The sequence below is a fragment of the Thalassospira sp. CH_XMU1420-2 genome, assembly GCF_037029325.1.
GTDB classification, from domain to species: Bacteria; Pseudomonadota; Alphaproteobacteria; order Rhodospirillales; family Thalassospiraceae; genus Thalassospira; species Thalassospira povalilytica.
In genome coordinates this window covers 1-3,399 of the sequence record NZ_JAYMEG010000020.1, presented here as the reverse complement: position 1 = coordinate 3,399, position 3,399 = coordinate 1, and the positions used below count along the sequence as shown (strand labels likewise).

Sequence of the window (3,399 nt, the reverse complement as noted above, 5' to 3'; positions counted from 1 at the left end):
CCAACGCGTGAAGCAGCGCCCCTCCACCTTCGTTGTGATGGTAACTTTGGCTTGCTGGTAGCAATCCCGCATAGTTTGCCATTACCTCGATAGCGGGGGCTATGGCGCGGTCAAATTCCTCGTTGCGCCAGTCGGAGAATTTTTTGATCTTTCCGATCATGCCTGAATATGGCTCCACTTGCAGGAGCGCTTCCCCCTTGACCACGGGCAAACCCTCTCTGAAGGGGGGATCTCTGAAGAGTGCAACGTTCACGACCTCGGCCGCAGTTTCCTTCACCGGTATCGCTTGCGTCGCTCTTGGCGCCGTGCGCCATTTGGGAAACCATTTTCTCATCATAGGGCCTTTTTAGCGGCCCTCTGTCGACACGTTGTGTCGGTTCATGAGGTTTTTACCGACTGAACCGACACATTGCGTTTTTTTCCTCGGTGATAATGCCCCCTCCACCAACCAACGAGGGTTGCATGAAATACATTTCACCCGTCCTGCTCTGTTCATTGCTGTTGCCGCTTGGCACCGCGAATGCTCAGGAGCGACCGCAATACACTGGACAGAGTATCCAGGCTACTGCGTCACCAGTCTTCATCACTCCGACCCATCGTCGACATGTGGTTGGTGCTCCGCCACGCGACGTTGCTCCCAACAGCAGTTCATATCCCGACGCAAGCCTCGTGCTCGCATCACCGTTGCAATCGGACACACTCGCCGCTGGCTTGGGGCCCTTTGTTAAATACTGTGACCAAGGCCGCAACATGTCCGACGATGACTGGCGCACGATTGAGCGTGCAGGCGGACGAATTCCCGATGCACTCCGCGATGATTGCCTTCCACCGAAATAGGATTCTGACCAATGGCTTCCAACATCATTTCACCCAAGCCAGTTGATACACGCAAAGACGTACGCTTCAAACTCGACCCAGACCTCGCAGAAGCGCTCAGTTCGGTCCAAGCTCTGATGGATCGCTCCGGGTTCGTACTCCACTATGACGAAGAAGTCGAAGCGACCGTAAAACGCTATCTCACCAAAGTAGCCAAAGCCGCTCCAAAGCAGCCGGGACTTCCGTCCAACGATCTTGAGGAGCTCTTTAGCATTCTTGAGCCCGTGGGCATCAAACGGCCCGCCTGACCACACGCTCTCAAAACCAAAGGAGGGGCGCATAAAGCGCCCCTCCTTTTTTGTTTCCGTTATCCTGCGGCGTGCTTCACCGTGTCATCACTGCGCGCCAGATAATCGAGGTAGATTGGGATCAACTGACTTGGCGGGATCGTCTTCACGACGTGCCAACGCTCAGTGCCGTCTGTTCGACTAACGGTATGGATAAATGCCCGTTCAGGGAACTTCATTTTTCTCCCGCTACCATGGAATACTCGATTACCGGAATAGAGACACAGCATGCGCCCTAGCGACACCTGTAGCACATCCTTCTCAGTCACCACATGCTTCTTGCGCGACTTCGTGTCGCTCACGTAGACATCGTTTGCGTTTGTAATCGTCACCCTATCCAGACGACCGCGTACAGGAACCGGTCGCAGAATAGACACTGGCATTTCACGCTTATCGAACCGCGCGGAGTGAAGTGCTTCTGGCTCGTTCCGACTGGTTCGCAACAGCCACGGCATGACCTTCAATTCGTGCATGGATTTCATCTCCCTGCCTCTGAGCATTCTGCCTCGGTTTATCGGCCATCAACGCTACATGCTCGACCAAGTTGGTAATGGTCACCGACATTTGTCTGAGTTCACTGTCTGCTAAACCACGCATCTGAGGAAGTAGGTCCACGTTTTCATCCAGCTTCCCCCGGATCGCCTTCGGCATGCTCCGAGCGGCTCTCTTTTCCCATTCATCCATATGCCTCCGCCTCCTTCCCACACAGCGTGTCATAACCCGCGAGGTATTGCGCGATCTCACCAATCATTTTGTTCTGCTTCCTAATGAGGGTGAATTGCTCCTCGTACCGCTCTGCCACTTCCCATATCCAGTCTGGGCATTGTGGAATGTCACGGCGCGAATAATACGGCTTCCTCCTCACATCCAAGGGAAAGCTCTTCTTGCTATACTTTGCCGCCTTCTGCCCCGGTTGCGACCATTGTTTCGCCCAGTTGATCCGCAACTCCTTTCCGGTGGCACGGAGTACCACTGTATGAGTGATGAACCTGCCTTGAGATTTCTGTTCCAATTCTGCCCAACACTGCCGAACGAGCTTTTTGGCGATTTGTTGCAATCTGGCCCTCTCATCATCCAACGCTGGCGACAACTCATCTTTAAGCATAGTTCGAAATGTGTCCTTTTTAGGGGTGTGTATCCGCTTTATATATCTAGAGCGAAAGCCAGGGGGTTTTGCACTATAGGGTACAAGAATAGGGGGTTCTGCCTTATAGGCAAGTTTTTCGTGGGCTTACGCCATATGGGAAAAGGGGAAGGCTTACGCTCCTCCCCCTTTCAACATTCCAATGGCATACAGCTTATTCCGCTGCGACCGACTTTCTGCCGTTTTTGTCCTTTGGCTCGGTGATCTGTATCAGGTGTTTATGCCCCAGCACTTCGCCCTTTCCTGACAGCCGATTGCACGGACATCCACGCGGAACCATATCGTTTTCATCGTCACTTATGTCGATTACGTAGTACGTTTTTTTGCACGGACATCTATCTAGATAGAGACATCCTTCCGCCATTCTAATGCAGCTTTGATAGAAAATATTGGCCTGTAAAAGCTTCGGAAAACTGTTCCCAATATCTCCAGCATGGCCAGCACTTTCCTTCCGAATTTGATGGTCTGCCAGGTAATCTTCATAGGCCTGAAGGATCACTTCCCCAATCGAACTTCCTTGCGTCGCACCCAAACGATATGCCTGAAAAATCCCCAAACTGATTACCCACTCGGCACGTTCTGCTGCGTTTTTTCTGCGCAATGCGTTCCGTGTAGACTTAAACCTTGGGGCTTGTGGCAAGCCCAACTTCTCGCGACGATATCGCACCTTTGAGGTCTTCAACCCGGTCATTTCTGCGACTTCGTTGTTCCCAAAAAGTAGCTTTGAAGCTCGCTGCAACAATGCGTCCTGCTCAAGCGTGATCTCTACATGCTTATCATCAGAAGACATCTTCGAACCCTCCGATGCTTGAGTGATCTAATAGGCTTGCACCTATCGCCTGAAAACGGTGGAAATCTGTTTCTGGTGAAACGAGGTGTCCCAAGTTAGGTCCCCGACGCAGCAAAAGGATCCTTTGAAACGCCGATCGAACGTGCAAAATTTCTTCAACAGACATATCTGCTACTAAGTCACATTCTTGGTCGGAAAGCTTCAGCCAGGTCGCCGCACGCCTTAGCCATATCCTGGTATCGGATCAGGCGGGCCGTTCAAATATTCTGGCCCGGTTCCGCGAGATCGGTGTTGAAGTCGAT

The 3,399-nt window shown here is 52.2% G+C and carries 5 protein-coding genes; 1 reads left to right on the top strand and 4 read right to left on the bottom strand.

Annotation, left to right across the window (positions count from 1 at the left end; all coding sequences use genetic code 11):
- A partial coding sequence (locus WA429_RS21455; protein ID WP_443082691.1) for a TraI domain-containing protein occupies nt 1-334 on the bottom strand: 334 nt, incomplete at its 3' end.
- Between the two features lie 514 nt (nt 335-848).
- On the opposite strand from WA429_RS21455, the gene WA429_RS20755 reads away from it, so the two are divergent.
- The gene (locus WA429_RS20755; RefSeq protein ID WP_336107837.1) at nt 849-1,124 is read left to right on the top strand and encodes a hypothetical protein; all 276 of its coding nucleotides are present in this window, start codon (nt 849-851) and stop codon (nt 1,122-1,124) included.
- Between the two features lie 59 nt (nt 1,125-1,183).
- Here the strand turns inward: WA429_RS20755 and WA429_RS20750 are convergent, their stop codons facing one another.
- From WA429_RS20750 to WA429_RS20740, 3 genes are all read right to left on the bottom strand, one after another.
- Nucleotides 1,184-1,636, bottom strand: a complete 453-nt coding sequence (locus tag WA429_RS20750) for a hypothetical protein (protein WP_336107836.1) — start codon at nt 1,634-1,636, stop codon at nt 1,184-1,186.
- A gap of 203 nt (nt 1,637-1,839) precedes the next feature.
- Nucleotides 1,840-2,268, bottom strand: a complete 429-nt coding sequence (gene mobI, locus WA429_RS20745) for a conjugative transfer protein MobI(A/C) (protein WP_336107835.1) — start codon at nt 2,266-2,268, stop codon at nt 1,840-1,842.
- 193 nt (nt 2,269-2,461) lie between these two features.
- Nucleotides 2,462-3,097, bottom strand: a complete 636-nt coding sequence (locus tag WA429_RS20740) for a hypothetical protein (RefSeq protein WP_336107834.1) — start codon at nt 3,095-3,097, stop codon at nt 2,462-2,464.
- Nucleotides 3,098-3,399: the final 302 nt, after the last annotated feature.

Coding starts and splice junctions, on each gene's coding strand:
- WA429_RS20755 (WP_336107837.1), top strand. CDS start 849: ATGGCTTCCAACATCATTTCACCCAAGCCAGTTGATACACGCAAAGAC.
- WA429_RS20750 (WP_336107836.1), bottom strand. CDS start 1,636: ATGCACGAATTGAAGGTCATGCCGTGGCTGTTGCGAACCAGTCGGAAC.
- mobI (WP_336107835.1), bottom strand. CDS start 2,268: ATGCTTAAAGATGAGTTGTCGCCAGCGTTGGATGATGAGAGGGCCAGA.
- WA429_RS20740 (WP_336107834.1), bottom strand. CDS start 3,097: ATGTCTTCTGATGATAAGCATGTAGAGATCACGCTTGAGCAGGACGCA.